Annotated in this window: 24 protein-coding genes; 19 read left to right on the forward strand and 5 right to left on the reverse strand. The window is 66.6% G+C overall.

All coding sequences use genetic code 11. The features are described from left to right. The first annotated feature begins 11 nt into the window (after window positions 1-11). The 13 genes from algK (at window position 12) to ACIGKL_RS06985 (ending at window position 15,360) form a co-directional block, all read left to right on the forward strand. Window positions 12-1,382, forward strand: a complete 1,371-nt coding sequence (gene algK / locus ACIGKL_RS06925; protein ID WP_397485942.1) for an alginate biosynthesis TPR repeat lipoprotein AlgK — start codon at window positions 12-14, stop codon at window positions 1,380-1,382. Between the two features lie 140 nt (window positions 1,383-1,522). Continuing rightward, on the forward strand, window positions 1,523-2,959 hold the full coding sequence (locus tag ACIGKL_RS06930) for an alginate export family protein (protein ID WP_397485943.1): 1,437 nt from the start codon (window positions 1,523-1,525) through the stop codon (window positions 2,957-2,959). Between the two features lie 11 nt (window positions 2,960-2,970). Further along, window positions 2,971-4,506 (forward strand): mannuronan 5-epimerase AlgG, encoded by a 1,536-nt coding sequence (gene algG / locus ACIGKL_RS06935; RefSeq protein ID WP_397485944.1) that lies wholly within the window; start codon window positions 2,971-2,973, stop codon window positions 4,504-4,506. A gap of 12 nt (window positions 4,507-4,518) precedes the next feature. Beyond that, on the forward strand, window positions 4,519-5,949 hold the full coding sequence (locus tag ACIGKL_RS06940) for an alginate O-acetyltransferase (RefSeq protein ID WP_397485945.1): 1,431 nt from the start codon (window positions 4,519-4,521) through the stop codon (window positions 5,947-5,949). A 10-nt stretch (window positions 5,950-5,959) separates the two neighbouring features. Then, the gene (locus ACIGKL_RS06945) at window positions 5,960-7,036 is read left to right on the forward strand and encodes a mannuronate-specific alginate lyase (protein ID WP_397485946.1); all 1,077 of its coding nucleotides are present in this window, start codon (window positions 5,960-5,962) and stop codon (window positions 7,034-7,036) included. A 272-nt stretch (window positions 7,037-7,308) separates the two neighbouring features. Continuing rightward, complete coding sequence (locus ACIGKL_RS06950) at window positions 7,309-8,760, forward strand: MBOAT family O-acyltransferase (protein WP_397485947.1); 1,452 nt, start codon at window positions 7,309-7,311, stop codon at window positions 8,758-8,760. A gap of 13 nt (window positions 8,761-8,773) precedes the next feature. Next, window positions 8,774-9,907 carry an alginate O-acetyltransferase gene (locus ACIGKL_RS06955; protein WP_397485948.1) on the forward strand — a complete coding sequence of 378 codons (1,134 nt, stop codon included), beginning with the start codon at window positions 8,774-8,776 and terminating at the stop codon, window positions 9,905-9,907. Between the two features lie 25 nt (window positions 9,908-9,932). Continuing rightward, window positions 9,933-10,589, forward strand: coding sequence for an alginate O-acetyltransferase AlgF (locus ACIGKL_RS06960; RefSeq protein ID WP_397485949.1), 657 nt, complete (start codon window positions 9,933-9,935; stop codon window positions 10,587-10,589). A gap of 97 nt (window positions 10,590-10,686) precedes the next feature. Then, complete coding sequence (locus ACIGKL_RS06965) at window positions 10,687-12,123, forward strand: mannose-1-phosphate guanylyltransferase/mannose-6-phosphate isomerase (protein ID WP_397485950.1); 1,437 nt, start codon at window positions 10,687-10,689, stop codon at window positions 12,121-12,123. Between the two features lie 273 nt (window positions 12,124-12,396). Beyond that, entirely contained in the window at window positions 12,397-12,861 is a 465-nt protein-coding gene (locus ACIGKL_RS06970; RefSeq protein ID WP_059390552.1) for a hypothetical protein, read from the forward strand. A gap of 119 nt (window positions 12,862-12,980) precedes the next feature. After that, on the forward strand, window positions 12,981-13,811 hold the full coding sequence (locus ACIGKL_RS06975; protein ID WP_397485951.1) for an SDR family oxidoreductase: 831 nt from the start codon (window positions 12,981-12,983) through the stop codon (window positions 13,809-13,811). Further along, the gene (locus ACIGKL_RS06980; protein WP_397485952.1) at window positions 13,808-14,176 is read left to right on the forward strand and encodes a hypothetical protein; all 369 of its coding nucleotides are present in this window, start codon (window positions 13,808-13,810) and stop codon (window positions 14,174-14,176) included. Before ACIGKL_RS06975 ends, ACIGKL_RS06980 begins: the two co-directional genes overlap by 4 nt. A gap of 23 nt (window positions 14,177-14,199) precedes the next feature. Beyond that, window positions 14,200-15,360 carry an AAA family ATPase gene (locus tag ACIGKL_RS06985; protein WP_397485953.1) on the forward strand — a complete coding sequence of 387 codons (1,161 nt, stop codon included), beginning with the start codon at window positions 14,200-14,202 and terminating at the stop codon, window positions 15,358-15,360. A gap of 92 nt (window positions 15,361-15,452) precedes the next feature. Here ACIGKL_RS06985 and trxB read toward each other — a convergent pair whose 3' ends face one another. Then, the gene (gene trxB / locus ACIGKL_RS06990) at window positions 15,453-16,400 is read right to left on the reverse strand and encodes a thioredoxin-disulfide reductase (protein ID WP_397485954.1); all 948 of its coding nucleotides are present in this window, start codon (window positions 16,398-16,400) and stop codon (window positions 15,453-15,455) included. A gap of 266 nt (window positions 16,401-16,666) precedes the next feature. Between trxB and cysZ the strand changes: the two genes are divergently transcribed. Together cysZ and ACIGKL_RS07000 are read left to right on the forward strand one after the other, a co-directional pair. Further along, the gene (cysZ, locus tag ACIGKL_RS06995; RefSeq protein ID WP_397485955.1) at window positions 16,667-17,425 is read left to right on the forward strand and encodes a sulfate transporter CysZ; all 759 of its coding nucleotides are present in this window, start codon (window positions 16,667-16,669) and stop codon (window positions 17,423-17,425) included. Between the two features lie 15 nt (window positions 17,426-17,440). Then, entirely contained in the window at window positions 17,441-18,667 is a 1,227-nt protein-coding gene (locus ACIGKL_RS07000) for a glycosyltransferase family 4 protein (RefSeq protein ID WP_397485956.1), read from the forward strand. Between the two features lie 236 nt (window positions 18,668-18,903). On the opposite strand, the gene ACIGKL_RS07005 is transcribed toward ACIGKL_RS07000, so the two are convergent. From ACIGKL_RS07005 to rluD, 4 genes are all read right to left on the reverse strand, one after another. Then, window positions 18,904-20,013, reverse strand: coding sequence for an NADH:flavin oxidoreductase (locus ACIGKL_RS07005; protein ID WP_397485957.1), 1,110 nt, complete (start codon window positions 20,011-20,013; stop codon window positions 18,904-18,906). A gap of 57 nt (window positions 20,014-20,070) precedes the next feature. After that, window positions 20,071-20,661, reverse strand: coding sequence for a TetR/AcrR family transcriptional regulator (locus ACIGKL_RS07010; protein ID WP_397485958.1), 591 nt, complete (start codon window positions 20,659-20,661; stop codon window positions 20,071-20,073). Between the two features lie 185 nt (window positions 20,662-20,846). Continuing rightward, entirely contained in the window at window positions 20,847-21,584 is a 738-nt protein-coding gene (pgeF, locus tag ACIGKL_RS07015; protein WP_397485959.1) for a peptidoglycan editing factor PgeF, read from the reverse strand. Next, a complete protein-coding gene (rluD, locus tag ACIGKL_RS07020; protein ID WP_397485960.1) occupies window positions 21,581-22,555 on the reverse strand; it encodes a 23S rRNA pseudouridine(1911/1915/1917) synthase RluD in 975 nt (324 codons plus the stop codon). The genes pgeF and rluD overlap by 4 nt, the downstream gene beginning before the upstream one ends. 139 nt (window positions 22,556-22,694) lie before the next feature. Between rluD and ACIGKL_RS07025 the strand changes: the two genes are divergently transcribed. From ACIGKL_RS07025 to ACIGKL_RS07040, 4 genes are all read left to right on the forward strand, one after another. Further along, a complete protein-coding gene (locus tag ACIGKL_RS07025; protein ID WP_021441729.1) occupies window positions 22,695-23,687 on the forward strand; it encodes an outer membrane protein assembly factor BamD in 993 nt (330 codons plus the stop codon). A 139-nt stretch (window positions 23,688-23,826) separates the two neighbouring features. Further along, on the forward strand, window positions 23,827-24,063 hold the full coding sequence (locus ACIGKL_RS07030) for a PP0621 family protein (protein WP_021441730.1): 237 nt from the start codon (window positions 23,827-23,829) through the stop codon (window positions 24,061-24,063). Continuing rightward, window positions 24,053-25,645 carry a sensor histidine kinase gene (locus ACIGKL_RS07035; RefSeq protein WP_397485961.1) on the forward strand — a complete coding sequence of 531 codons (1,593 nt, stop codon included), beginning with the start codon at window positions 24,053-24,055 and terminating at the stop codon, window positions 25,643-25,645. Before ACIGKL_RS07030 ends, ACIGKL_RS07035 begins: the two co-directional genes overlap by 11 nt. Before the next feature lie 2 nt (window positions 25,646-25,647). Continuing rightward, complete coding sequence (locus tag ACIGKL_RS07040; protein WP_397485962.1) at window positions 25,648-26,988, forward strand: sigma-54-dependent transcriptional regulator; 1,341 nt, start codon at window positions 25,648-25,650, stop codon at window positions 26,986-26,988. Window positions 26,989-26,990: the final 2 nt, after the last annotated feature.

The following is a 26,990-nucleotide window of genomic DNA, read 5'->3' on the forward strand; positions in this document are numbered from 1 at the left end:
GAGGTCACGCCGTGAGCATGCCCCTTCTTCGCCCCGCCCTGCTCGGCCTCGCCGTCAGCGCCACGCTGGCCGGCTGCGCCGGCCTGCCGGATGAGCGTCTGGCCCGCGAAGCCCTGCAGAGCGGCGACCAGCAGACTGCCGAATGGCATTTCCGCCAGCTCGCCGAGATGGGCTACAGCGACGCGCAGATCGGCCTGGCCGACATCTACGCAGCCGGCGGCCAGACCCAGGATCTGGATGAGGCCGAGCGCATCTACCGCCAGGCTCAGGATGGTTCGCCACGCGCCAACGCGCGCCTCGGCAAGCTGCTGGCGCGCAAGCCCGGCAGCACCCTGGCCGAGCGCCGCGAGGCCGCCGAACTGCTGGAAAGCGCAGCCCAGGCCCGCGAGCCCAGTGCGCTGCTGCCACTGACCGAACTCTACCTGTTCTACCCACAGGACTTTCCCGCCATGAACCTCGCGCAACGTATTCAAGACTGGCGCCAGCAGGGCCTGCCGCAGGCAGAACTGGCGCAGATTCTCCTGTATCGCACCGATGGCACCTACGACCAGCACCTGGGCGAGATCGAGCGCATCTGCCAGGCACGCCTGGCCAGCAACGACGCCTGCTACGCCGACCTGGCCACCGTGTACCAGAAGCAGAACCGCGAAGACGACCGTCAGGCGCTGATCGATCAGCTACTGGCGGGCTACCGCGCCGGCAATGTTTCACCCAACCAGGTCGAGTCCGTGGCTCAAGTCCTCAGCGACCCTGAGGTCGGCCAGCCGCAGCCGCAGCAGGCACAGGACCTGCTCGAGGCCATCGCGCCGAATTATCCGGCCGCCTGGGTCAGCCTCGCGCGTCTGCTCTATGACTATCCGGGGCAAGGCGATATCGACACCCTGCTCGGCTACCTGGAGAAGGGTCGCGAAGCTGCCCTGCCACGTGCCGAGCTGCTGCTCGGACGCCTGTACTACGAAGGCAAGCTGCTGCCGCAGCAGCCGAAGAAGGCCGAAGAACACCTGCGCAAGGCCGCGCCCAGCGAACCCAGCGCCAATTACTACCTGGGGCAGATTTACCTGCGTGGCTACCTCGGCGAGGTCTATGCCCAGCAGGCGCTCGACCACCTGCTCAGCGCTGCGCGCGCCGGCCAGCTCAGCGCCGACTTCGCCCTGGCGCAGATGTTCAGCCAGGGTCGCGGGGTCAAGCCCAACCCGGTCAACGCCTATGTATTCAGCCAACTGGCCCTGCCGCGCAACACGCCGCAGGCCCATGAGCTGGCCCATGCCGTGGCCCAGAGCCTGACCCCGGCACAACTGGCCGAGGCCCAGCGCCTGTTGCAAGAGGAGCGCGAGGCGCGTGGCCATGCCCGACCTCACGACAGCGGATTGAGCAGCCTATGAACACGCACACGGATGCCCCCCGTAGGTTGGTGCTGAGCGCAGCGAAGCCCAACGCAACCGCGAACGCCGCGTTGGGCCTCGCAGGCTCGGCGCCAACCTACGCCGGCGACAGGCTCCCACTACGCAGAGCGACCCCCACCATGCACAGAAAAAACTGGATGAGCGCCGGCCTTGGCCTGTCGCTGCTGTCGGCCAGCATCCTCTGCGCCGCCGCCGAACGGCCGAACTTCGGCCTGGATGTGAAGATCACCGCGCAATCGGAAGACGACCGCGACCTCGGCACCCGCTCGGGTGGCGACGTCAACGGTATCGGTCTCGACCTGCGCCCCTGGGCCTACGGCGAGCGCGGCGACTGGAGCGCCTTCGCCATGGGCCAGGCGGTCACTGCCACCGACACCATCGAAACCGACCCGCTGCAGGACGACGGCGAAGACAGCACACAGCGCAGCGACGCCCGTCAGCCGGACAAGAGCTACCTGGCCATGCGCGAGTTCTGGGTCGACTACGCCGGCCTCACCGCCTATCCCGGCGAGCACCTGCGCGTTGGCCGCCAGCGCCTGCGCAGTGATGACGGGGCCTGGATGGACACCAACATCGAAGCCGTGCAATGGGAATTCGACACTACCCTGTTGCGCGCCAAGGCCGGTGTCGCCGAGCGTTTCTCCGACTACCGCACCGACCTCGATGACCTGGCCCCCGAAGACGAGGATCGCCGCCACTACTTCGCCGGCCTCGACTACCAATGGACGCCCGGCCACCGTATCGGTGCCAAGTTGCACCACAGCCGCGATGACGGCCGCCTGGCCAATCCCGGCGAACGCGTCGACGAACTGAGCAAGCGCTACACCGGTGACCTGACCTGGTTCGGCCTGCACGCCGACGGCGGCTTCTTCGAGCGCAATTCGCGCAACCGTCTCAATTACTGGGCTCAGCTGACCTGGCTGCAGGGTGATACCGATCAGTTGCAGCAGCAAGTGGTCGGCAGCGACCGCATCGCCACCGGTTCGCGCAGCCAGGACGTCGACGCCTGGGCCATGGACCTGGGCCTACGCTACAGCCTCGATGACAACTGGAAGATCGGCGCCGCCTATGCCCGTGGCAGCGGCGGTGGCGACGAAGGCAAGTCGCGCCAGTTCATGCAGACCGGCCTGCACAGCAACCGCGCCAACTTCACCGGCGTCGAATCACGCCTGCACCGCTACGGCGAAGCCTTCCGCGGCGAGCTCTCCAACCTGCAGGTGGCCAGTGCCTTCAGCTCCTGGCAGCTGGGCCAGGACTACGACGCCAGCGTCGTCTATCACCGCTTCTGGCGCGTCGATGGCGACCAGGACGTTGGCGACAGCGGCATCACCGCACCGCTGGTGGCCGGCGAGAAAGATATCGGCCAGGAAGTCGACCTGGTGCTGACCCGCTACTTCAAGCAGGGCCTGCTGCCGGCCACCGTCGCCGAACAACTGGAAGACCGTTCGGCCCTGGTACGCCTGCGCGCTGGTGTGTTCCTGCCGGGCGACGCCTACGGCAGCGGCACCGACTCGGTGATGCACCGCGCCTTCGTCGACTTCATCTGGCGCTTCTGAGGGATCGGATCATGCAACCCAACGGCTTAGCCCTACCCCTGCTGCTCGGTGCGCTGTGTCTCACAGTGCCCCTGGCCCAGGCCAACCCGACGCAGCACCAGTTCGACTACCGCGTGCGTAGCGCACCGGCGGACGAACTGCATATGGAAGCACCCACGCTGCCGGACCTGTCCGGCTACACCAAGGAGGCCGTGCTGGCCAAGATTCCGCGTGACAAACGCGGCAAGGTGGTGGTGCGGCGCATGCTGCGCCAGGACGCGCTGAAGGACTTCACCGGCGGCAACGAACGCCTGCGCGAATGGATCAAACGCCAGCAAGGCATGCCCCAGGCGATCTTCATCGAAGGTGGCCTGGTCACCGCCCAGGACATCGCCAAGGCGCTGCCCGACAGCCAGTTCGCCGAACAGGAACCTGGCGTGTACCTCGCTCGCCTGCCCATCGTCGTGGCAGAAGGCGCCGCGCTACACGTCGGCAAGGAAACCCGCGAACTGCGCCTGTCGCAGGAGCGCGGTTCGTTCCTGGTCAACGACGGCCTGATGTTCATCACCGATACCCGCGTCACCGCCTGGCGCGAGGCCGACAACGGCCCGGCGACCATGCGTGACAACGGCAAGGAATTCCGCCCGTTCCTGGTCTCCTGGGGCGGCAGCGAGCTGTACATCGCGGGCAGCGTGATCACCAGCCTGGGCTACGACAACTCCAAGTCCTATGGCGTATCGATCACCCAGTACACGCCGAACATGCACGCGCGTCTCAAGCGCGAGGAGCCGACCGGCTGGCTGATCGATTCCGAGTTCGTCGACCACTGGTACGGCTTCTACTGCTATGAGGCGCAGAACGTGGTGATCAAGGGCAACACCTACCGCGACAACATCGTCTACGGCATCGACCCGCATGACCGCTCGCACGGCCTGATCATCGCCGAGAACACCGTGTTCGGTACCAAGAAGAAGCACGGCATCATCATTTCGCGCGAGGTCAACGACAGCTGGATCATCAATAACGAGAGCTACGACAATAAGCTCTCCGGGGTGGTGATCGACCGCAGCAGCGAGAACAATTTGATCGCCTACAACCGCGTGCATGGCAACCATGCCGACGGCATCACCCTGTACGAGAGCGGCGACAACCTGCTGTGGGGCAATCAGGTCATGCGCAACCAGCGCCATGGCATCCGCATTCGCAACAGCGAGAACATCCGCCTCTACGAAAACCTCTCGGCGATGAACCAGCTGACCGGCGTGTACGGCCATATCAAGGATCTGTCCGACACCGATCGCGACCTGGACCTCGACCCGTTCGATACCAAGATCTCGATGATCATCGTCGGCGGCACCCTGGCCGGCAATGGCTCCAGCCCGATCAACATCGACTCGCCGCTGTCGGTCGAGCTGTACCGCGTGAAGATGCTCGCGCCGCGCAAGAGCAGCGGCATCCAGCTCGCCGGCATCCTCGGCGAGAAACAGGACGAAATCCTCGACCTCATGGTGCGCCAGCGCCAGCCCGTGCTGATCGACCCGATCGATCCCGAGCAGATGACCAACTGACGAGGCCCCAGAATGCGCGTATCCAAACTCAACACCCTGGCCCTGGCAGTGACCTGCGCCGCCTTCGCCGGCAGCCTGCAGGCCGAAGAGCGCCAGGCGCCGCAGTACCAGGTGGAAGACTGCTGCTCGCTGTGCCCGGCTGCGCACGATGCCAGCCGCTACACCACCAACTACATGAAGAATTTCGTCACCCTGATGGATGCCGACGAGGGCTGGCTGTTCCGTAGCGTCGAGGACCTGCGCACCGAGTTCGGCACCAGCGAGGTCGGCTACCAGCGCCTCAAGGAGCTGCGCGACGGCCTCAAGCAGCGCGGCGTGGAGCTGGTGGTGGTCTATCAACCGACCCGCGGCCTGGTCAATCGCAGCAAGCTGCGCCCGGCCGACTATCAGCGTTTCGACTACGACAAGGCGCTGCAAAACTACCGCCAGGCGCTGAACCGCTTCGAACAGCTGGGCATCTGGGTACCGGACCTGACCCCGCTGACCGACGAAGACAGCGACAAGGAGTTCTACTTCCGCCGCGACCAGCACTGGACGCCCTACGGCGCCGAGCGCACCGCGCGCCTGGTCGCCGAGACGGTCAAGCGCATCCCCGGCTTCGAGGACATTGCGCAGAAGGAATTCGTCACCGAGCGCGTCGGCCTGATGGGCAAGACCGGCACCATGCAGAACGTCGCCAGCCAGCTGTGCGGCACCGGCTATGCAGTGCAGTACGTCGATCAGTTCGTCACCGAGCCGAAGGACGCCAGCGATGGCGACGCGCTGTTCGGCGACGACAGCAGCCCGAAGATCACCTTGGTCGGCACCAGCCACAGCGGCAAGAACTACAACTTCGGCGGTTTCCTCGAAGAATACCTGGGCACCGACGTGCTCAACGCGGCCTTCCCCGGCGGTGGCCTGGAAGGGGCGATGATCGAGTACCTGGCCAGCGATGCCTTCCAGAACGACCCACCGAAGGTGCTGATCTGGGAATTCTCACCGCTCTACGACCTGGCCTCGGACAAGATCCACCGCCAGTTGATGGCCAGCCTGAACAACGGCTGCAGCGGCCAGACCGAGCTGCTCGCCAGCGAGAAACGCCTGCATCCGGGCAGCAACGAGATACTGGTCAATGGCGAGAACAAGCTGCTGACCCTGCGCGGCAACCGCCACCAGCTCGACCTGCGTTTCAGCGATCCGTCGGTCAAGCGCGTCGACGCCACCATCTGGTACCTCAACGGTCGTCGCGAACAGCTCAAGCTGGAGAAGCCCAACACCGTCGATACCGACGGGCGCTTCGCCGTGGAACTGCGCGATGAGCCGGGCTGGGGTGATCAGAACTTCTTCGCCCTGGAAATCCAGAAGCCCGAGGACAGCGCCGACGACCTGAAAGTCCAGGCCAGCCTGTGCCAGCGCCCTAGCGGGCCCAACCAGCAGGTCGCGCAGCACAGCGCGAACGACTGAGGAGGCCATCATGCCCAAACGACTCGCTCCACTCACGCTCATGGCGCTGCTGCTCAGCGGCCCAGCCTTCGCCGCTCTGCAGCCGCCAGCGGGTTATTACGCCGCCGTGGGCCAGCGCGAGGGCAAGGCGCCCGTCTGCCCTGCGGTTCCGCAGCCGTACACCGGTGAGCTGCAGTTCACCAGCAAGTACGAAGGCTCCGACAGTGCCCGCGCCACGCTCAACCGCAAGGCCGAGAAGAACTTCCGCGAGCAGACCTCGCACATCACCCGCCTGGAGAAGGAAGCCGGGCGGATGATCACCGGTTACATGCGCACCGGTCAGCCGGAGCGCCTGGAATGCGCCATCGAATGGCTGGATAAATGGGCCAGCGCCGATGCGCTGGAGTCCGAGCAATTCAACCACACCGGCAAGTCGATGCGTAAATGGGCGCTGGGCAGCCTGGCCGGCGCCTGGCTGCGCCTGAAGTTCTCCGAGTCGCAGCCGCTGGCGGCCCACCCGCAGCAGAGCGCACGCATCGAAGCCTGGTTCACCCGCCTGGCCGAACACACGGTGCGCGAGTGGAGCGACCTGCCGCTGCGCAAGATCAACAACCACAGCTACTGGGCGGCCTGGTCGGTGATGGCGGTCGCGGTGATCAGTGATCGCCGCGACCTGTTCGACTGGTCCGTGGGCCAGTTCCGCATCGCTGCCAACCAGGTCGATGACGAAGGCTACCTGGCCAACGAAATGCGCCGCAGCCAACGCGCCCTGGCCTACCACAACTATGCCCTGCCGCCGCTGGCGATGATCGCCGCGTTCGCCGAGGCCAACGAAGTCGATCTGCGCGGTGAAAACCATGGCGCCCTGCAGCGCCTGGCCGAACGTGTGCTGGAAGGCGCGCGCGACCCGGCTGCGTTCGCCCAGCGCACCGGCGCCAAGCAAGACATGAGCGAGCTGCGCAAGGACTTCAAGTACGCCTGGCTGGCGCCCTACTGCAGCCTCTACGCCTGCAGTGAAGAGACCCGCGAACTGAACCAGGAGATGGGGCCGTTCAACAGTTTCCGCCTCGGTGGCGAGGTGACCCAGGTGTTCGGCGGGGGCGGCTAACCCTCTCCCCCGGCCCCCGCCCTGCGCCCCAGCCCTTCGCAGAGCTCAGGGCGCTTCAGCGGGCGAAGCAGTGCTTCGCTATTCCGCTTACGCCCCACAAGCGGGCGAGGGGAGAAAGCTACACACCGTTCAAGCTCCCTCTCCCATTCATGGGAGAGGGTTGGGGAGAGGGCAAGAACCACTCCCTACGCCCAGCAAGCAGGGCAAACACAAACCCTCCGCTCGCGGGGGGAAAGGGGGGCGCTGCCCCGGCTGTTCACGGAGAAGCACGGATGGTCTTTTCATCCAACGTCTTTTTGTTCCTGTTCCTGCCGATTTTTCTCGGCCTGTACTATCTGTGCCCGAATCGCTGGCGCAATCTGCTGATCCTGATCGGCAGCTACACCTTCTACGCCTGGTGGCGGGTGGATTTCCTTCTGCTGTTCGCTGCCGTGACGCTGTGGAACTACGTCTTCGGCCTGCGCATCCAGGCCCACGCCGGCACCCAGGCGGCGCGCCGCTGGGTGGTGGCCGGGGTGGTCGGCAACCTGGCCACGCTGGGCTACTTCAAGTACGCCAACTTCGGTGTGGCCAATATCAACGCCGTGCTCGAATCGATGGGGATGGAGCCCTTCGTCCTTACGGCGGTGATCCTGCCGATCGGTATCTCCTTCTACATCTTCCAGTCGATCAGCTACCTGATCGACGTGTACCGCCGCGACACCGAACCGACGCACAACCTGATCAACTTCGCCGCCTTCATCGCCCTGTTCCCGCAGCTGATCGCCGGCCCCGTGCTGCGCTACAAGGACCTGGCCGACCAGTTCACCGACCGCACCCACAGCCTCGACAAGTTCAGCGAAGGCGCCACGCGCTTCATGCAGGGCTTCGTCAAGAAGGTGTTCATCGCCGACAGCCTGGCGCCGCTGGTGGACCACTGCTTCGCCCTGGAAAACCCCAGCACCGGCGATGCCTGGCTGGGCATGATCGCCTACACCGCGCAGCTCTATTTCGACTTCTCCGGCTACAGCGACATGGCCATCGGCCTGGGCCTGATGATGGGTTTTCGCTTCATGGAGAACTTCAACCAGCCCTATATCAGTCAATCGATCACCGAGTTCTGGCGGCGCTGGCACATCAGCCTGTCCACCTGGCTGCGTGACTACCTGTACGTGCCGCTGGGCGGCAATCGCCATGGCACCTTCAACACCTACCGCAACCTGTTCCTGACCATGCTGCTGGGCGGCTTCTGGCATGGCGCCAACTGGACCTTCCTGATCTGGGGCGCCTGGCACGGCACCTGGCTGGCCATTGAGCGGGCGCTCGGCGTGAAAGCCGCACCGATTGTGTTCAACCCGCTGAAATGGGCCTTCACCCTGCTGCTGGTGATGCTCGGCTGGGTGATCTTCCGCGCCGAGAACCTGGAGGTGGCCGGGCGCATGTACGCCGCCCTGTTCAGCTTTGCTGACTGGCACCTGAGCGAGCTGACCCTGGCGCACATCACTGGTTTGCAGATGGCGACCCTGGCGCTGGCCTGGGTGGTGATCGCCGTCAACGGCGCCCGCCAGTTCCTTGCCAGCCGCCATCACGAGCCGGGGCTGACCCTGGCCAGCGCCGGGGTCGCCCTGCAGGCCGTCGACCTGCGTCTGGTGGCCCTGCGCGGCGCCCTGCTGCTGTTGTTCTGCGCCTCGCTGCTCAAGCTCTCGGCGCAGAGCTACTCCCCCTTCCTCTACTTCCAGTTCTGAGCGGAGGCCGAGAATGAATCGCTCCTTCAAGACCCTCTACGTCGTGCTGTTCGCCCTGCTGCTGTTGCCGGCCAGCCTGCTCGCCCTGACCAGGCTCGCCGACTACCACATGCCGGCGCAGCCAAGCGTGCTCGACGGCGGCCTGGCAAAAAGCATCGAACGTCACTACGACGAGAACTTCCCGCTCAAGCAGGCGGGCATCAACCTCTGGGCGGCCGTGGAATACCTGCTCTTCGGAGAAGGCCGCAATGGCCTGGTGATCGGCGAGGACGGCTGGCTGTATTCAGACGAGGAGTTCGACCCGGTAGCTGACGGCCAGCGCCAGATGCGCGACAACCTGGCACTGATCCGCGGCGTGCAGCGCCAACTGGAAGAGCGCGATATCCAGCTGCTGCTGGCCATCGTCCCGGCCAAGACCCGCCTGTACCCGGAGCACATCGGCAACCATCGTCCCAGTGCCCTGCAGCGCAGCCTCTATCCGCGCTTTCACCGCGCGGTGCGCAATGCCGGGATCGCCGCGCCGGACCTGCTCGCACCGCTGCAAGCGGCCAAGAACCAGGCGCCGATGTTCCTGCGTACTGACACCCACTGGACCCCGGAGGGCGCCGACGTCACTGCCAAGGCGCTGAGCGAAGTGGTGCGCAGCGCCATCGAGCTACGTGGCGAGCCACAGCAGTTCGTCACCGAGACCGTGAAAACCCGCACGCATCAGGGTGACCTGACCCGTTTCCTGCCGCTGGCTCCCCTGTTCGAAAGCCTGATGCCCCAGGCCGACCGCCTGCAGCAGCGTGAAACCCATACCGCCGAAGGTGGCGGCGACGACCTGTTCGGCGACAGCGACCTGCCGGTGACGCTGGTCGGCACCAGCTACAGCGCCAACCCCGCCTGGAACTTCGCCGGGGCCCTGCGTGAACACCTGCAGCGTGACCTGGCCAACCACGCCGAGGAAGGCGGCGGACCGCTGGTGCCGATGCTCAAGTACCTGCAGAGCGAGGACTTCGAGAACAACCCACCGCAACTGGTGATCTGGGAGTTCCCCGAGCGCTACCTGCCGATGACCAGCGATTTCACCGATTTCGACCCGCAATGGCTCGCCGCACTCAAAGACGACGGCGAGCGCCAGGGGCTGGCCGCTGCCAGTCACTGATTCATCCCCCAAGGAGGACTATCCGATGAACAACACGCAAACCACCCTACGCCGCTTCACGCTGGGCGCCTGCGCCCTGGCCCTGGGCCTGGGCCTCGGCATGCTCCAGGCACAGGCCGATGACGGCGCCCTCTACGGACCCAAGGCGCCCAAGGGCTCGGCCTTCGTCCGCGCCTACAACGCCAGCAGCGCCGAGCTCGACGTCAGCGTCGGCCAGACCCAGCTCAAGCAGATCTCGCCGCTGGGCTCGAGTGACTTCAAGTTCCTCCCGGCCGGCAGCTATCAGGCCCAGGTCGGCAACGCACAGATGGCGGTGGATCTGGAGGCCGAGCGTTACTACACCCTGGTCAGTCAGACCGGCGCCGAGCCGCGCCTGGTGGAAGAGCCGCCCTTCACCAGCCTGCAGAAAGCCCTGTTGCGCGTACAGAACCTGACTGACAGCACCCTCAGTCTGAAGACTGCCGACGGCAAGACCGCCGTGGTCGCCGACGTCAAACCCGACGGCCGCGGCGACCGCGAGATCAACCCGGTGAAGGTTGGCCTGGCGCTGTTCGACGGCGAGCGCAAGGTCGCCGACCTGAAACCGGTCACCCTCGGGCGCGGCGAAGTGGTCAGCCTGTTCGTCACTGGTGGTCAGGGCAAGTTGTCGCCGGTATGGGTCAAGCGCCCCATCGATGGTTAAGGCAGTGCGTTTCTAGAACAAGGAAAACGGCGGGTACACGTCGCACCGACACGACACGGGCAAACCACTTGATCAATCGCTCAGGAGAGACACAACCATGACCCCCATCATCCTTTCCGGTGGCAGCGGCTCGCGACTCTGGCCTCTTTCGCGCAAGCTGTATCCCAAGCAGTTCCTCGCCCTGACCGGTGAGCAGACGCTGTTCCAGCAGACCCTGCAGCGCCTTTCCATCGAGGGCATGCAGCCACCCGTGCTGGTGGCCAATCAGGAGCACCGTTTCATCGTGCTTGAGCAGCTGGAGCAGATCGACCTGCAGGCGCAAATGCTCCTGCTCGAACCCTTCGGCCGCAATACCGCGCCGGCCGTGGCCATGGCGGCTCTGCAACTGATCGCCGAAGGCCGTGACGAGCTGATGCTGGTGCTGCCGGCCGACCATGTGCTGGACGATCAGCAAGCCTTCCGCCAGGCCCTGGCGCTGGCCACCGTGGCCGCCGAGAAAGGCGAGATGGTGCTGTTCGGCGTGCCGGCCGACCGTCCGGAAACCGGCTACGGCTACATCCGCGGCCAGGCCGACGGCACCCTGCCCGACGGCGTGGCGCGTGTCGCCAGCTTCGTCGAGAAACCCGACGCCCAGCGCGCCACCGAGTACGTGAAGAGCGGCGATTACTACTGGAACAGCGGCATGTTCCTGTTCCGCGCCAGCCGCTTCCTCGAAGAGCTCAAGCACCACGACGTGGACATCTACGACACCTGCCTGCTGGCGCTGGAACGCAGCCAGCGCGACGGCACGCAGATCGCCATCGACCCGGCTACCTTCGCCTGCTGCCCGGACAACTCCATCGACTACGCCGTGATGGAGAAGACCAGCCGCGCCTGCGTGGTGCCGCTGGCCGCCGGCTGGAACGATGTCGGCAGTTGGTCGTCGATCTGGGAAGTGCACGACAAGGACGACGCCGGTAACGTGACCAAGGGCGACGTGGTGATCGAGGACAGCCGCAACTGCCTGATCCACGGCAATGGCAAGCTGGTCTCGGTGCTCGGCCTGGACGACATCGTCGTGGTGGAAACCAAGGACGCCATGATGGTTGCGCACAAGGACCGCGTGCAGGACGTCAAGAAACTGGTTGGCAAGCTCGACGAGCAGGGTCGCTGCGAGACCCAGAACCACTGCGAGGTGTACCGCCCGTGGGGCTCGTACGACTCGGTGGACATGGGTGGCCGCTTCCAGGTCAAGCACATCACCGTCAAGCCGGGCGCGCAGCTCTCCTTGCAGATGCACCACCACCGTGCCGAGCACTGGATCGTGGTGTCCGGCACAGCCAAGGTGACCTGCGACGACCGTGAGTTCCTGCTCACCGAGAACCAGTCCACCTACATCCCGATGACCTCGGTACACCGCCTCTCCAACCCGGGCAAGATCCCACTGGAGATCATCGAGGTGCAGTCCGGCACCTACCTCGGCGAAGACGATATCGAGCGTCTGGAAGACGTGTACGGCCGTAGCGATGCAGTAGCTGTCGGCGCCGCACACTGAGCTGTTCGTAGCCGGATGCAGTCCGGGTCGATATCGGCCCCGGATTGCATCCGGACTACGTCCTTGTTCATCCGAGGCATACGCAGTGAGCTCCCCTCTCATTCATGGGAGAGTGGTTGGGGGCAGAATACGCCCACGCCATTGAAGGCTCTGCCTTCCCCGCTCCCTTCCCGCCAGGTGAAGGAAGCTGTCACACCCTGCGACAGCCCACGCGGTTACCCTGACCTGAGAGCTTGTGTAGGATGAGTGCAGACTCCCCAAAGGACTGCGCTCATGCTGTTCGGCATCGTACTCGTCATCACTTGGCTGATCCTGCTGATCCGCTATCCGACCAAGGCGCTACCGGTGTCCATGGCCGCGCTGGTCGGTCTCGGCCTGGTGGCCACCTGGGTGATCTGGCAGGAAAGCCGCGACGAGCGCTACCTCGCCCATCTCGAACTGCGCCTGAGCTACGACCCGCAGCGCTGCCCCGCTGATCGCCCGCTGGCCATCGACCTGAAGAACGGCAGCGACGCCGCCCTGCTGGAACTGCGCTGGGAAGTCGCTGCCTACCGTCCCGGCAATGCCACCAACCTGGCCCAGCGCCTTTACGAATCGCCACGCTACAGCGGCCCCGGTGAACTGCTGCCGGGTGCCAGCTGGAGCGACTGCATGCCCCTGCCCGACCTGCGCAGCGGCTATCGCCCGGCTACGCTGGAGTTTCGCGCCGAGCGCCTGCAAGGCAAGTTCATACGCTGATAACTGTTGCACGCCGACTGTAGGAGCGAGCTCTGCTCGCGAAGCTTGTGAAGTCGCCTGCGTTCGCGAGCAGAGCTCGCTCCTACGATACTCAACATCCATCGCCAGGGACCCCCGCCATGCCTCAACCCAGCGTTCTCATCACTGGTTGCTCCAGCGGCATTGGCCGCGCCCTGGCCGACGCCTTCAAGGCGGGTGGCTACGCCGTCTGGGCCACGGCGCGCAAGGAGAACGACCTCACAGCGCTCGAGCAAGCCGGGTTCAACGCGGTGCAGCTCGACGTCAACGATGGCCAAGCGCTGCAACAGCTGAGCGCTCGCCTGAGCGAGGAGATCGGCGGCCTCGATGTGCTGATCAACAATGCAGGCTACGGCGCCATGGGCCCGCTGCTCGACGGTGGCGTGGAAGCCATGCAGCGGCAGTTCGAAACCAATGTCTTCTCCATCGTTGGCGTGACCCGCGCGTTCTTCCCGCTGCTGCGTCGTAGCCGTGGCCTGGTGGTGAATATCGGCAGCGTTTCCTCGGTGTTGGTGACGCCTTTCGCCGGCGCCTATTGCGCGTCCAAGGCCGCAGTGCACGCCCTGAGCGATGCCCTGCGCATGGAGCTGGCGCCCTTCGCCATCGAGGTGATGGAAGTGCAGCCCGGCGCCATCGCCTCCAGCTTCGGCACCAGCGCCAGCCAGCAGGCCGAGGCGCTGATCCGCCTGGACTCGCCCTGGTGGCCGCTGCGCGAGGGCATCCGCGCCCGCGCCAACGCCTCGCAGGACAATCCGACCCCGGCCAGCGACTTCGCCGCGCAACTGCTGGCCGCCGTACAGCGCGACAAACGCCCGCGCCTGCTACGCCTGGGTAATGGCAGCCGCGCCCTGCCACTGCTCGCCGCGCTGCTGCCCGGCGCCCTGCTGGACCGGGTGCTGAGCAAGCGCTTCGGCCTGGCCCGCAGCCTGTGAACGGCACCGTGCAACTGCGCTACTACGCCCTCGGCGGGGTGCTCGCGGCGGTGCTGCTGAACCTGCTGCTGCGCACCTTCGTGCGCCTGGGCGGCGTGTTCACTACATTGCTGATCGCCGCCGTCATTGCGGCCGGTTTGGCGCTGGTGTTTCACTGGCGCCAGGGTCGCGCGCCCAGCAGCGCTGAGCGCTGGCGTTTCACCCTGCTCTATGGCGGCGTGCTCGGGCTGCTCTATCTCGGCCTGCTGGGCATGATGGTCCTGCAGGACACGCCCAGCCCCATGGGCCTGTTTCTCTTCAGCCTGCATTACCTGTGCTACCCAGTACTGGCCTGGCTGGCGTTTTCGCCACGCCATGGCCGCTGATTTTTCGTCAGGATGACTTCGCCATGCTGCATACCCTCGCCGTCGCCAACTACCGCTCGATCAACAGCCTGATCCTACCGCTGGGCCGGCTCAACCTGATCACAGGCGCCAACGGCAGCGGCAAGTCCAACCTGTACCGCGCGCTGCGCCTGCTGGCGGAAACCGCGCAAGGTGGCGTGGTCAACGCGTTGGCGCGCGAAGGCGGGCTGGAGTCGAGTTTCTGGGCCGGGCCGGAGAGGATTTCCCGGCGTATGCGCAGCGGTGAGGTGCCGGTGCAGGGTGGGCCACGACAGAACGTGATGCGCCTGCGCCTGGGCTTTGCCAGCGAGGATTTCGGCTACTCCATCGCCCTTGGCCTGCCCGAGCCAAGCAGCTCGGCCTTCGCTCTCGACCCCGAGATCAAGCGCGAATGCATCTGGGCTGGCGCCAGCTACCGCCCTGCCTCGCTGCTGGTGGATCGCGCCGGGCCCATGGTGCGCATGCGTGAAGGTCGCAGCTGGCAGGTACTGGCCCAGCACGTGCCGAACTACGACAGCCTGTTCGACCAGATCGGCAACGACCCGAATTGCCCGGAAGTTTTCCAGCTACGCGAAACCATTCGCCGCTGGCGCTTCTACGATCACTTTCGCAGTGATGCCGAGGCGCCGGCGCGCCAGCCGCAACTGGGCACGCGCACACCGGTACTGCATCACGATGGCCGCGACCTGGCCGCAGCGCTGCAGACCATCCGCGAGATCGGCGACCGCGCCGCTCTGGACGCTGCCATCGACGACGCATTTCCCGGCAGCCGCCTGCATATCGACTTCCAGGCCGGCGGGCGCTTCGCCGTTGAACTGCGTCAGGAAGGTCTGCTGCGCCTTTTGAGCGCTGCCGAGCTGTCCGACGGCACCCTGCGTTACCTGCTGCTGGTAGCCGCCCTGCTCACGCCGCGGCCACCGTCACTGATGGTGCTCAACGAACCGGAAACCAGCCTGCACCCGGATCTGCTGCCGGCACTCGGACGCCTGATCATCGCCGCCTCGAAACAGACCCAGGTGTGGGTGGTGTCCCACGCCAGCCGGCTGATCGCCACGCTCAAGGAAAGCCCCGAATGCAACACCCTGGAACTGGACAAACAGCTCGGCCAGACCTGCATTCGCGGCCAGGGCATGCTCGACGAGCCGCCCTGGCATTGGCCGGATTGAGGCGCCATACCCGTAGGGTGCGCCGCGCGCACCGGCTTTTCATCACTCGCACCAGCCGAACAAATCCCGGTGCGCACAGCACACCCCAACCCTTAGATACCGTCCAGATAGCGCTCGACATCCAGCGCTGCCATGCAGCCGGCGCCGGCCGAGGTGATCGCCTGGCGATAGATCGAGTCGGCCACGTCGCCAGCGGCGAACACGCCAGGGATGCTGGTGGCGGTGGCGTTGCCATCGCGCCCGCCATTGACCACCAGGTAACCGTCCTTCAGCGCCAGTTGACCTTCGAAGAGGCTGGTGTTGGGCGTATGGCCGATGGCGACGAACAGGCCATCGACCTTCAGCTCGCGGTAAGCGCCGCCGTACTGCTTCAGGCGCACCCCGGTAACGCCGCTGGCATCGCCCAACACCTCGTCCACCTCGGCATCGAGCTGCAGCTCGATCTTGCCCTCGGCGACCCGCTCCTGCAGTTTGTTCTGCAGGATCTTCTCGGCGCGAAAAGCGTTGCGACGATGGATCAGCGTGACCTTGCTGGCGATGTTCGCCAGGTACAGCGCCTCTTCCACAGCGGTATTGCCGCCGCCAACCACGGCCACCTCGCGGCCGCGATAGAAGAAACCATCGCAGGTCGCACAGGCTGATACGCCACGGCCCATGAACGCCTCTTCACTGGGCAGGCCCAGATAACGGGCACTGGCGCCGGTGGCGATGATCAGTGCATCGCAGCTATAGGTGGCGCTATCGCCGACCAGGGTGAACGGTTTACCGGCCAGGTCCACGGCATTGATATGGTCGAAGACGATCTCGGTGTCGAAACGCTCGGCATGTTCCTGCATCCGCTGCATCAGCGCCGGCCCGGTGAGCCCGTGCGGGTCGCCCGGCCAGTTGTCCACCTCGGTGGTGGTGGTCAGTTGACCGCCTGCCTGGATACCGGTAATCAGCAGCGGTTTGAGGTTGGCGCGCGCAGCGTAGACGGCAGCGCTGTAACCCGCGGGACCGGAACCCAGGATGATGACGCGGGCGTGACGAACGGCGGACATCGCAAACTCCTCGCAAGCCTCATGGCCTGCAGGCCAGATAAAAAGGGACTCTCGCAGCGCTAGGGGAAGGCTTGGAACGTTGAGAGCCCCGCAAAAGCAACTGTGCGCAAGGCTATCGACGCCACTTGCGAAGCGGAAATATCCATTGCCAATTTGCCGGATAGAATCCGCCTATTGCCCGCGACGCCGAGCCAGGGCGTGGCTGAACTTTCGCCGCCCCGGCAAAGTCGGTATGGTCGCGCGACTCAACCACCCTGGAGCCCATCATGCCCGCTGCCCCCGTTCTGTCCGGCCCGCAATACCTGCGCGAAGGCCTGAAGCTGGTGCTCAGCCCCGGCCTGCGCCTGTTCGTGCTGCTGCCGCTGACGGTCAACCTGATCCTCTTCGTCGCCCTGATCGGCGTCGCCGTGCAGCAGTTCGGCGGCTGGGTCGATGCCTTCATGCCCAGCCTGCCGAGCTGGCTGAGCTTTCTCGAGTACCTGCTGTGGCCGCTGTTCGTGGTGCTGGTGCTGCTGATGGTGTTCTTCAGCTTCACCCTGCTGGCCAATATCATCGCCGCGCCGTTCAACGGTTTTCTCGCCGAGAAGGTCGAGGTGGTGGTGCGCGGCGAGGATCATTTCCCGCCCTTCAGCTGGGCCGAACTGGCGGCCATGGTGCCGCGCACCCTCGGCCGCGAGGCGCGCAAGCTGGCGTATTTCCTGCCGCGCGCCATCGCCCTGCTGATCCTCAGCTTCATCCCGGTGCTCAACCTGGTGGCCGCGCCGCTGTGGCTGCTGTTCGGCGTGTGGATGATGGCGGTGCAGTACATCGACTACCCGGCGGACAACAACAAACTGAGCTGGCAGGACATGCTCGCCTGGCTGCGCGAGAAGCGCTGGCAGAGCCTGAGCTTCGGCGGCATCACCTACGCCGCGCTGCTGATTCCCTTCGTCAATATCCTCGTGATGCCGGCGGCAGTGGCCGGCGCCACGCTGTTCTGGGTGCGCGAACGCGGCGCAGAGCCCGTCACAAAACCGCAACCCTGACGTCACATGGGCTACATGGCGGCGGCCCACACTGCCGTCATGAACCCGACCGCCCTGCAAATCACCCTGATCAGCGAAACCTACCCGCCGGAAATCAACGGCGTGGCCAACACCCTCGGCCGCCTGGTCGAGGGCCTGCGCGGCCGCGGCCACCGGGTGCAGCTGGTGCGCCCGCGCCAGGCGGCGGACCCGGCGCAGCCGCTGGACGCCGACCTGCTGCTGACCCGCGGCTGGCCGCTGCCCGGCTACCCCGGCCTGCAGTGGGGCCAGTCGGCGCTGCACAAGCTGCTGCGGCGCTGGCAACGGCAACGCCCGGACGTGCTCTATATCGCCACCGAAGGCCCGCTCGGCCTGTCCGCCCTGCGCGCCGCCCGGCGCCTGGGCATCCCAGTGGTCAGCGGCTTTCATACCAACTTCCAGCAGTACACCGGGCACTACGGCATCGGCCTGCTGACCCGCCTGCTGACCAACTACCTGCGCTGGTTCCACAACCGCTCGCAACTGACCCTGGTACCCAGCGCCGGGCAGCAGATCGAGCTGCAGCGGCGCGACTTCGAGCGCCTGGCCCTGCTCGCCCGCGGCGTCGACAGCCAGCTGTTCCACCCCAGCCGACGCAGCGAGGCGCTGCGCGCCAGCTGGGGCCTGGGCCCGGACGAGCTGGCCGTGCTGCATGTCGGCCGCCTGGCCGCGGAGAAGAACCTCGGCCTGCTGGGCAAGGCCTTCACCGCCCTGCAGGCGAGCCAGCCGCGCCGGCGCATGCGCCTGATCCTGGTGGGCGACGGCCCGCAGCGCGCCAGCCTCCAGGCGCAGCTGCCGGACGCGCTGTTCTGCGGCCTGCAACGCGGCGAGGCGCTGGCGGCGCACTATGCCTCGGGCGATCTGTTCCTGTTCCCCAGCCTGTCGGAGACCTTCGGCAACGTGGTGCTGGAGGCGCTGGCCTCGGGCCTCGGCGTGGTGGCCTACGACCAGGCCGCCGCCGCCCAGCATATCCACCACGGGCACAACGGCGCCCTCGCCCGCCCCGGCGACGAGCACGGCTTCTGCGAGGCGGCCTGCTGGCTGCTGGAGGACGCCGAGACCCTGCGCCGGGTTCGCCTCAATGCCCGCCAGCACGCCGGCCGACAGGGCTGGGACGGCATCGTCCAGCTGTTCGAGCAGCACCTGCGCGGCGCCCTGCAGACGCAAGCGGCAATCGGCGACGGTGCGGAGTTGGGTCGTGGAGCAGGAGAAACCCGCCGTTGAAGGGGATTGGCGGGTTGCAGCGGCCGTAGGGTGCGCTGCGCGCACCAAGGGATTTGGCGACATTGGTGCGCACGACACACCCTACGAGCGGGCTTAAAAGGTCCAGTGCGTAGGGCGGGTGAAACCCGCCACCGCCGTAGGCTACGCCGCGCGCACCAAGGGTTCGTAGCGGCCCTTGGTGCGCACGGCGCACCCTACAAACGGGCGCCATCGGCGGCGCCCGGGTCGACCGCGGCTCAGACCAGCTGCATCAGCGCATCGCGGCTGAACGGCAGGATGTCGCCCTCGCGGCCTTCACGCACCTTCAGCGCCCAGTCCGGGTCGACCAGCAGCGCGCGGCCCACCGCCACCAGGTCGAACTCCTGCTTGTGCAAACGCTCGAGCAGATTGTCGATGCTGGCAGGCGCCGCCACCTTGTCGGTCTTGACCATAAACTGCAGGAACTCGCCGTCCAGGCCGACGCTGCCGACGGTGATGGTCGGCTTGCCGGTGAGCTGACGGGTCCAGCCGGCCAGGTTGAGGTCGCTGCCTTCGAACTCCGGCTCCCAGAAGCGCCGGGTCGAGCAGTGGAAGATATCCACGCCGGCCTCGGACAGCGGCTTGAGGAAGGCCTCCAGCTCCTCCGGGCTCTGCACCAGGCGGGCGCTGTAGTCCTGCTGCTTCCACTGCGAGAAGCGCAGGATGATCGGAAAGTCCGCGCCGACCGCGGCGCGCACCGCCTGGATCAGCTCGATGGCGAAGCGCGAGCGACCAGCCAGGTCGCCACCGTACTGGTCGGTGCGCTGGTTGCTGCCTGCCCAGAAGAACTGGTCGATCAGGTAGCCGTGGGCGCCGTGGATCTCCACGCCGTCCATGCCGATGGCCTTGGCGTCGCGCGCGGCCTGGGCGAAGGCGGCGATCACCTCGTCGATATCCTGTTGGCTCATGCCGTGTACCACGACATTGCCGTCCTTGAGCTTCTCCATCGGCCCGTAGCCCGGCACGCCGGCGTCCGGCTCGGTGCCCAGGCGACGCACATTGCCCACGTGCCACAGCTGCGGAACTATCTTGCCGCCCTCGGCATGCACCGCCTCGACCACCTGCTTCCAGCCGGCCAGGGCGTCTTCGCCATGGAAACGCGGCACATTGGGGTAGCCGTTGGCGGCCTGGTGGCCGACCGTGGTGCCCTCGGTGACGATCAGGCCGACGCCGGCGGCGGCGCGGCGGCGGTAGTACTCCACCACCTGGGCGTTGGGCACGCCGCCGGGGGAGAAGGAACGGGTCATCGGCGCCATCACCACGCGGGTCGGCAGCTCCAGGTTGCCGAGGCGGAAGGGGGCGAACAGGGCTTGTACGGGGGCGCTCATGGGGTCTCCTGGGGCCGATCAACCGACCGGTCGTCTCGTTTCAAGGGTCAAGAAAAATCAGGCCTGCAGCAGACGCTCCAGGCGTAACACGAAAGCTTCCAGCGGCTGCAGGCTGCGGCCCACCTTGAGCCGCGCCAGCACGCCCTGCCAGGCGTTGGCGATAAAGATCGCGAGGTTGCCGCAGTCCTCGTCGGCGCTCAGCTCGCCGCCGGCGCGCGCCTGCTCCAGGCACTGGCGGAGGATTTCCACCGAGGCCTGCTGGATGGCCTCCACCTCGGCGCCGATGGCCGGCAGCATCTCGCTCATCTCGAAACTCAGGCTGCCGATGAAACAGTGGTACTGCGGCGAGTCCTGGCGGGCGAAGTGCGCCAGCAGGTCGCGGTAGTAGCCGAGGATGCGCGCCCGCGGGCTCAGCGCCGGGTTGCCCAGCGCCTGGGCATAACGCTCCAGCCGCGGACGGTAGATAAAGGCCAGCGCCTGCAGGGCGAAGTCTTCCTTGCTGGCGAAGTAGTGATAGAAGCTGCCCTTGGGAATCCCGGCGGCCTGGACGATCTCCTGTACCCCGGTGCCGTGGTAGCCGCGACGGGTCATCACCGCCGAGCCCTTGCTCAGGATCAGGTCGCGCTTGTCGAGTCGAATGCTGTTCATGGCGCCGAGCATATGACCGGTCGTCTCGCTCGGCACAGCACTATTGATGATGGTGATTAAGAGCTACAAAAGCGCCGATTAGCGGAGATGGCGGGATGGCCGTAGGGTGGATATCGCTTTTCATATCCACCAGCGCGGTGGATCGATAAAGCGCGATCCACCCTACGCGGCCAGGGTACCCCGACTCAGGGTTGCAGCCAGATCAGCGAGGCGAAACGCCCGGTGCGTGGGCTGCGCCGGTAGGAATAGAAGCGCGGGTCGCTGTAGGTGCACAGGCCGCCGCCGCTGACCGCGGTCACGCCGATGGCGGCCAGGCGGATGCGCGCCAGCTGGTAGATATCGGCCAGGTACTTGCCGGCATTGGCGCCAGGCACGAAGGCGGCGTCCGCCTCGCCATGCTGGCGCAGGAAAACCTCGCGCACCTCGGCACCGACCTCGAAGGCCGCCGGACCGATGGCCGGACCGAGCCAGACCAGCAGCTCCTCGGGCGCCACGCCGAGCGCCTGCACGGTGGCCTCCAGCACGCCGCCGGCCAGCCCGCGCCAGCCGGCATGGGCGGCGGCCACCCGAGTGCCGGCGCGGTCGCAGAACAGCGCCGGCAGGCAGTCGGCGGTCATCGCGCTGCAGGCGATGCCGGGGGTGGAGCTCCAGCTGGCATCGGCCTCGGCGACCCGCGCCGGGTCGGCGGCGACCACCTCGATGCCATGCACCTGGCGCAGCCAGGCCGGCTGGCAACCCAGCTGGCTGAGCAGGCGCTGACGGTTCTTGGCCACGGCGGCGGGGTCGTCGTCGACGTGCTCGCCGAGGTTGAGGCTGTCGAACGGCGCCGCGCTGACCCCGCCGCTGCGCGTGGTGACGCAGGCGCGCACCCTGGCCGGCGCGGGCCAGTCCGGGGTCAACCAGTCATGTGCCCAGGCGTTCACCCGACGAAGGCCTCGCGGTCCTGGCGCAGCAGGGTGAGCAGCCAGACCAGGTCGTCCGGCAGCGGCGACTCCCACTTCATGCGCTGGCCGGTGGCCGGGTGGTCCAGCTCGAGGAAGCGCGCGTGCAGCGCCTGGCGCGGGAATTCCTTGAGGCTCTGCACCAGGCTCGGGCTGGCCGCCGGCGGAATGCGGAAGCGCCCGGCATACACCGGGTCGCCCACCAGCGGGTAGCCGACGTGGCTCATGTGCACGCGAATCTGGTGGGTGCGCCCGGTTTCCAGCTTGACCCGCACGTGGGTGTGCGAGCGGTAGCGCTCCAGCACCCGGTAGTGGCTGACCGCCGGCTTGCCGCCGTCGGTCACCGCCATACGCTGGCGCTGCGCCGAGCTGCGGCCGATGGGCGCGTCGATGGTGCCGCCGGCGGTGATCACGCCGATGCAGATGCATTCGTAGATACGGCTGACCGTGCGCTTCTGCAGCTGCTCGACCAGGATGGTCTGCGCCTGCAGGGTCTTGGCCACCACCATCAGGCCGGTGGTGTCCTTGTCCAGGCGGTGGACGATGCCGGCGCGCGGCACGTTGACGATGTCCGGCACGTGGTGCAGCAGGGCGTTGAGCAGGGTGCCGTCGGCGTGTCCGGCCGCGGGATGGACCACCAGGCCGGCCGGCTTGTCGATCACCAGCAGGTGCTCGTCCTCGTAGACGATGTTCAGTTCGATGTCCTGCGCCAGCCACTCGCCCTGGGCCTCCTGCTCGGCGTCCAGCACCAGCTGCGCGCCGGCATGGACGATGTCGCGCGGGCGCGCCACGGCGCCGTCGACGGTCAGCCGGCCGTCCTTGATCCAGGCGGACAGGCGCGAGCGGGAGAACTCGCCGAACAGCTGCGCCGCCACCTGGTCGAGGCGCTGCCCGCCCTGTTCGAAGGGCACGGTGGCCTGGAGTTGGATCAGCTGTTTATTGATAGAAGTCATCTTCGGCAACGGCGGGAGCCCGGCCTTTGGTTTCGGCGACGGGCTTGTGGTTAAATACGGCGTCTTTGCCCCAGGGGAACCCAGGGGGCGCTCATCATAACAGGACGGCCGCGCGGCCGTCACAGGGACGCAAGCCGCCATGCAAGTGAGACACCTGCTGCTGATCGCCATCCTCGCCCTCACCGCCGCCTGCTCCTCGAAGCAGCCGGAGGTCGACGAAAACCTGAGCGAGGTGGAGCTGTACCAGCAGGCCCAGGCCGACCTGGACAACCGCAGCTACACCAGCGCGATCAGCAAGCTCAAGGCCCTGGAATCGCGCTACCCGTTCGGCCGCTACGCCGAGCAGGCGCAGCTGGAGCTGATCTACGCCTACTACAAGAACGTCGAGCCGGAGGCCGCCAAGTCCGCCGCCGAGCGTTTCATCCGCCTGCACCCGCAGCACGCCAACGTCGACTACGCCTATTACCTCAAGGGCCTGGCCTCCTTCGACCAGGACCGCGGCCTGCTGGCGCGCTTCCTGCCGCTGGACATGACCAAGCGCGACCCCGGCGCGGCGCGCGACTCCTACAACGAGTTCGCCCAGCTCACCAGCCGCTACCCCACCAGCCGCTACGCGCCGGACGCCAAGCAGCGCATGATCTACCTGCGCAACCTGCTGGCCGCCTACGAAGTGCACGTCGCCCACTACTACCTCAAGCGCCAGGCCTATGTCGCTGCCGCCAACCGCGGCCGCTACGTGGTGGAAAACTTCCAGGAAACCCCGGCGGTCGGCGACGGCCTGGCGATCATGACCGAGGCCTACCAGCGCCTGTCCCTCGACGACCTGGCCGCCACCAGCCTGGAAACCCTCAAGCTCAACTACCCCGACCACCCCAGCCTGGTCGACGGCCAGTTCGTGCCACGCGAGGAAGAGGCGGACAACCGCTCCTGGCTGGCCAAGGCCACGCTCGGCCTGATCGAGACCGACACCCCGCTGCCGCCGGGCGAAACCCGCGCCAGCCAGGACGTGATCCGTCAGTACGAAGATGCCGAACAGCAGATTCCGGCCGAGCTGCAGCAGGACGCCGAGACCGGCGAAACCGAGAAGAAGCGTTCGATCTGGAGCTACCTGACCTTCGGCCTGTTCGACTGATCGCTACGTCCGCATAGAAGGGAGGCCACGGCCTCCCTTTTTTATTGCCCGGAATCAGCGCACAGCCTGCCACCCGGCCCCTGTGCCGATGGCCGCGGCTTGGCTAAACTGCCGGCTTTAACCGACTAAAGAGCACACCATGGGCCTGTTCCGCCTGCTGTTCTGGATCGCCGTGATCTTCGCCGCGATCTGGATCTGGCGCCGCTTCGTCAGCAAACCGAAACGCCCGCGTCCGCGCGAGGACGCCGCCGCGCCCATGGTGCGCTGCGCCCACTGCGGCGTGCACGTGCCGCAAAGCCAGGCACTGAGCCAGGATCAGCGCTGGTACTGCAGCCAGGCCCACCTCGAACAAGGCCCGCACGCCGGTGATCGCTGACGCCAGCGTCCTCGACAGCACGCAGGGGCGGCGCATCCTCAGGCTCTACCACTTCTATCGCCTGAGCATCGGCCTGGCGCTGATCCTGCTGATCTCCAGCAACCTCGACGAGCAACTGCTCGACGTGGTGCATATCGAGCTGTTTCGCACCGGCAGCTGGATCTACCTGGTGATGAATATCTTCATCGCCGTGCTGGTGCAGAAGCCTAGGCACCTGATGCAACTGTTCAGCCTGGCGCTGGTCGACGTGATCTTCCTCTCCGGCCTGTTCTATGCCGCCGGCGGCACGCCCAGCGGCATCGGCAACCTGCTGGTGGTGGCGGTGGCCATCGCCAATATCCTGCTGCGCGGACGCATCGGCCTGCTGATCGCCGCCGTCGCCGCCATGGCGCTGATCTACCTGACCTTCTATCTCAGCCTCAGCCGCCCGGCCGCCGCCGCGCAGTACGTGCAGGCCGGCGCCCTCGGCGCGCTGTGCTTCGCCGGCGCGCTGTTCATCCAGGGCATCACCCGCCGCCTGCAGGTCAGCGAGAGCCTGGCCGAACAGCGCGCCGCCGACGTGGCCAACCTGGAAGAACTCAACGCGCAGATCCTCCAGCGCATGCGCACCGGCATCCTGGTGCTCGACACCCAGCACCGCGTGCTGCTGGCCAACCAGGGCGCCACCCAGCTGCTGGGGCGCGGCGAACTGACCGGCAAGATCATCGACCCGCACTGCCCCGAGCTGCTCAAGCGCCTGCAGCAGTGGCTGCACAACCCCACCCTGCGCCCCGACAGCCTGCAGGCGCAGGTCGACGGCCCAGTGCTGCAACCCAGCTTCATTTCCCTGCAGCGCGGCGAGCAGCAGCACACCCTGGTGTTTCTCGACGACATCTCGCAGATCGCCCAGCAGGCGCAGCAGCTCAAGCTGGCCTCGCTCGGCCGGCTGACCGCCGGCATCGCCCACGAGATCCGCAACCCGCTCGGCGCCATCAGCCACGCCGCCCAGCTGCTGCAGGAGTCCGAAGAGCTGCAGGGCCCGGACCAGCGCCTGGCGCAGATCATCCAGGATCACTCCAAGCGCATGAACCTGGTGATCGAGAACGTCCTGCAGCTGTCGCGCCGGCGCCAGGCCGAGCCGCAACTGCTCGACCTGAAATACTGGTTGCACCGCTTCGCCAGCGAGTTCCGCAGCTCGGCGCCGGCGGACCGGCAGATCCACCTGGAGACCCAGGGTGGCAGCCTGCAGACGCGCATGGACCCGCACCAGCTGACCCAGGTGCTGACCAACCTGGTGCAGAACGGCCTGCGCTACAGCGCCAAGCAGCACAAGATCGGCCAGGTCTGGCTGCGCCTGTTCCGCGACGAGGCCAGCGACCTGCCGGTGCTGGAAATCCTCGACGACGGCCCCGGCGTGCCGCCCGAGCAGGAGCAGCACATCTTCGAGCCCTTCTACACCACCGAGAACAAGGGCACCGGCCTGGGCCTGTATATTTCCCGCGAGCTGTGCCAGGGCAACCAGGCGCGCCTCGACTACAAAACCCGCGAAGGCGGCGGCAGTTGCTTTCGCATCACCTTCGCCCACCCGCGCAAACTGAGCTGACCATGACCCGCCAGAGAGCCTTGATCGTCGACGACGAACCGGACATCCGCGAACTGCTGGAAATCACCCTCGGCCGGATGAAGCTGGACACGCGCAGCGCGCGCAACGTCAAGGAAGCGCGCGAATGGCTGGCGCGCGAACCCTTCGACCTGTGCCTGACCGACATGCGCCTGCCCGACGGCACCGGCCTGGAGCTGGTGCAGCACATCCAGCAGCGCCACCCGCAGGTGCCGGTGGCGATGATCACCGCCTACGGCAGCCTGGACACCGCGATCAACGCGCTCAAGGCCGGCGCCTTCGACTTCGTCACCAAGCCGGTGGACCTCGGCCGCCTGCGCGAGCTGGTGGCCACCGCCCTGCGTATCCGCTCCCCCGAAGGCGAGGACGCGCCGGTCGACAACCGCCTGCTCGGCGACTCGCCGCCGATGAAGGCGCTGCGCAAGCAGATCCAGAAACTCGCCCGCAGTCAGGCGCCGGTCTATATCAGCGGCGAATCCGGTAGCGGCAAGGAACTGGTGGCGCGGCTGATCCACGAACAGGGCCCGCGCGCCGAGCAGCCGTTCGTCCCGGTCAACTGCGGCGCCATCCCCTCGGAGCTGATGGAGAGCGAGTTCTTCGGCCACAAGAAGGGCAGCTTCACCGGCGCCATCGAGGACAAGCAGGGCCTGTTCCAGGCCGCCAACGGCGGCACCCTGTTCCTCGACGAAGTGGCCGACCTGCCACTGCCGATGCAGGTCAAGCTGCTGCGCGCGATCCAGGAGAAGGCCGTGCGCGCCGTCGGCGGCCAGCAGGAAGTGGTGGTCGACGTGCGCATCCTCTGCGCCACGCACAAGGACCTGGCCGCCGAAGTCGCCGCCGGGCGCTTCCGCCAGGACCTCTACTACCGCCTCAATGTCATCGAACTGCGCGTGCCGCCGCTGCGCGAGCGTCGCGAAGACATCGCCCAGCTGGCCGCGGTGATGCTCGCGCGCCTGGCCGACGGCAGCGGCCTGGCCGCCGCCAAGCTGCAACCCGAGGCGCTGGAGAAGCTGAAGAACTACCGTTTCCCGGGCAACGTGCGCGAACTGGAGAACATGCTCGAACGCGCCTACACCCTGTGCGAGGACGACCAGATCAGCGCCGCCGACCTGCGCCTGGCCGACGCCGGCGGCCCGAGCGGCGAGGCCGGCGAAACCAGCCTAGCGCAGATCGACAACCTGGAGGACTACCTCGAAGGCATCGAGCGCAAGCTGATCATGCAGGCGCTGGAAGAAACCCGCTGGAACCGCACCGCCGCCGCCCAACGCCTGGGCCTGACCTTCCGCTCGATGCGCTACCGTCTGAAGAAACTGGGGATCGACTGAGA

Source organism: Pseudomonas sp. NPDC077186, assembly GCF_044543505.1.
Classification (GTDB): Bacteria; Pseudomonadota; Gammaproteobacteria; order Pseudomonadales; family Pseudomonadaceae; genus Aquipseudomonas.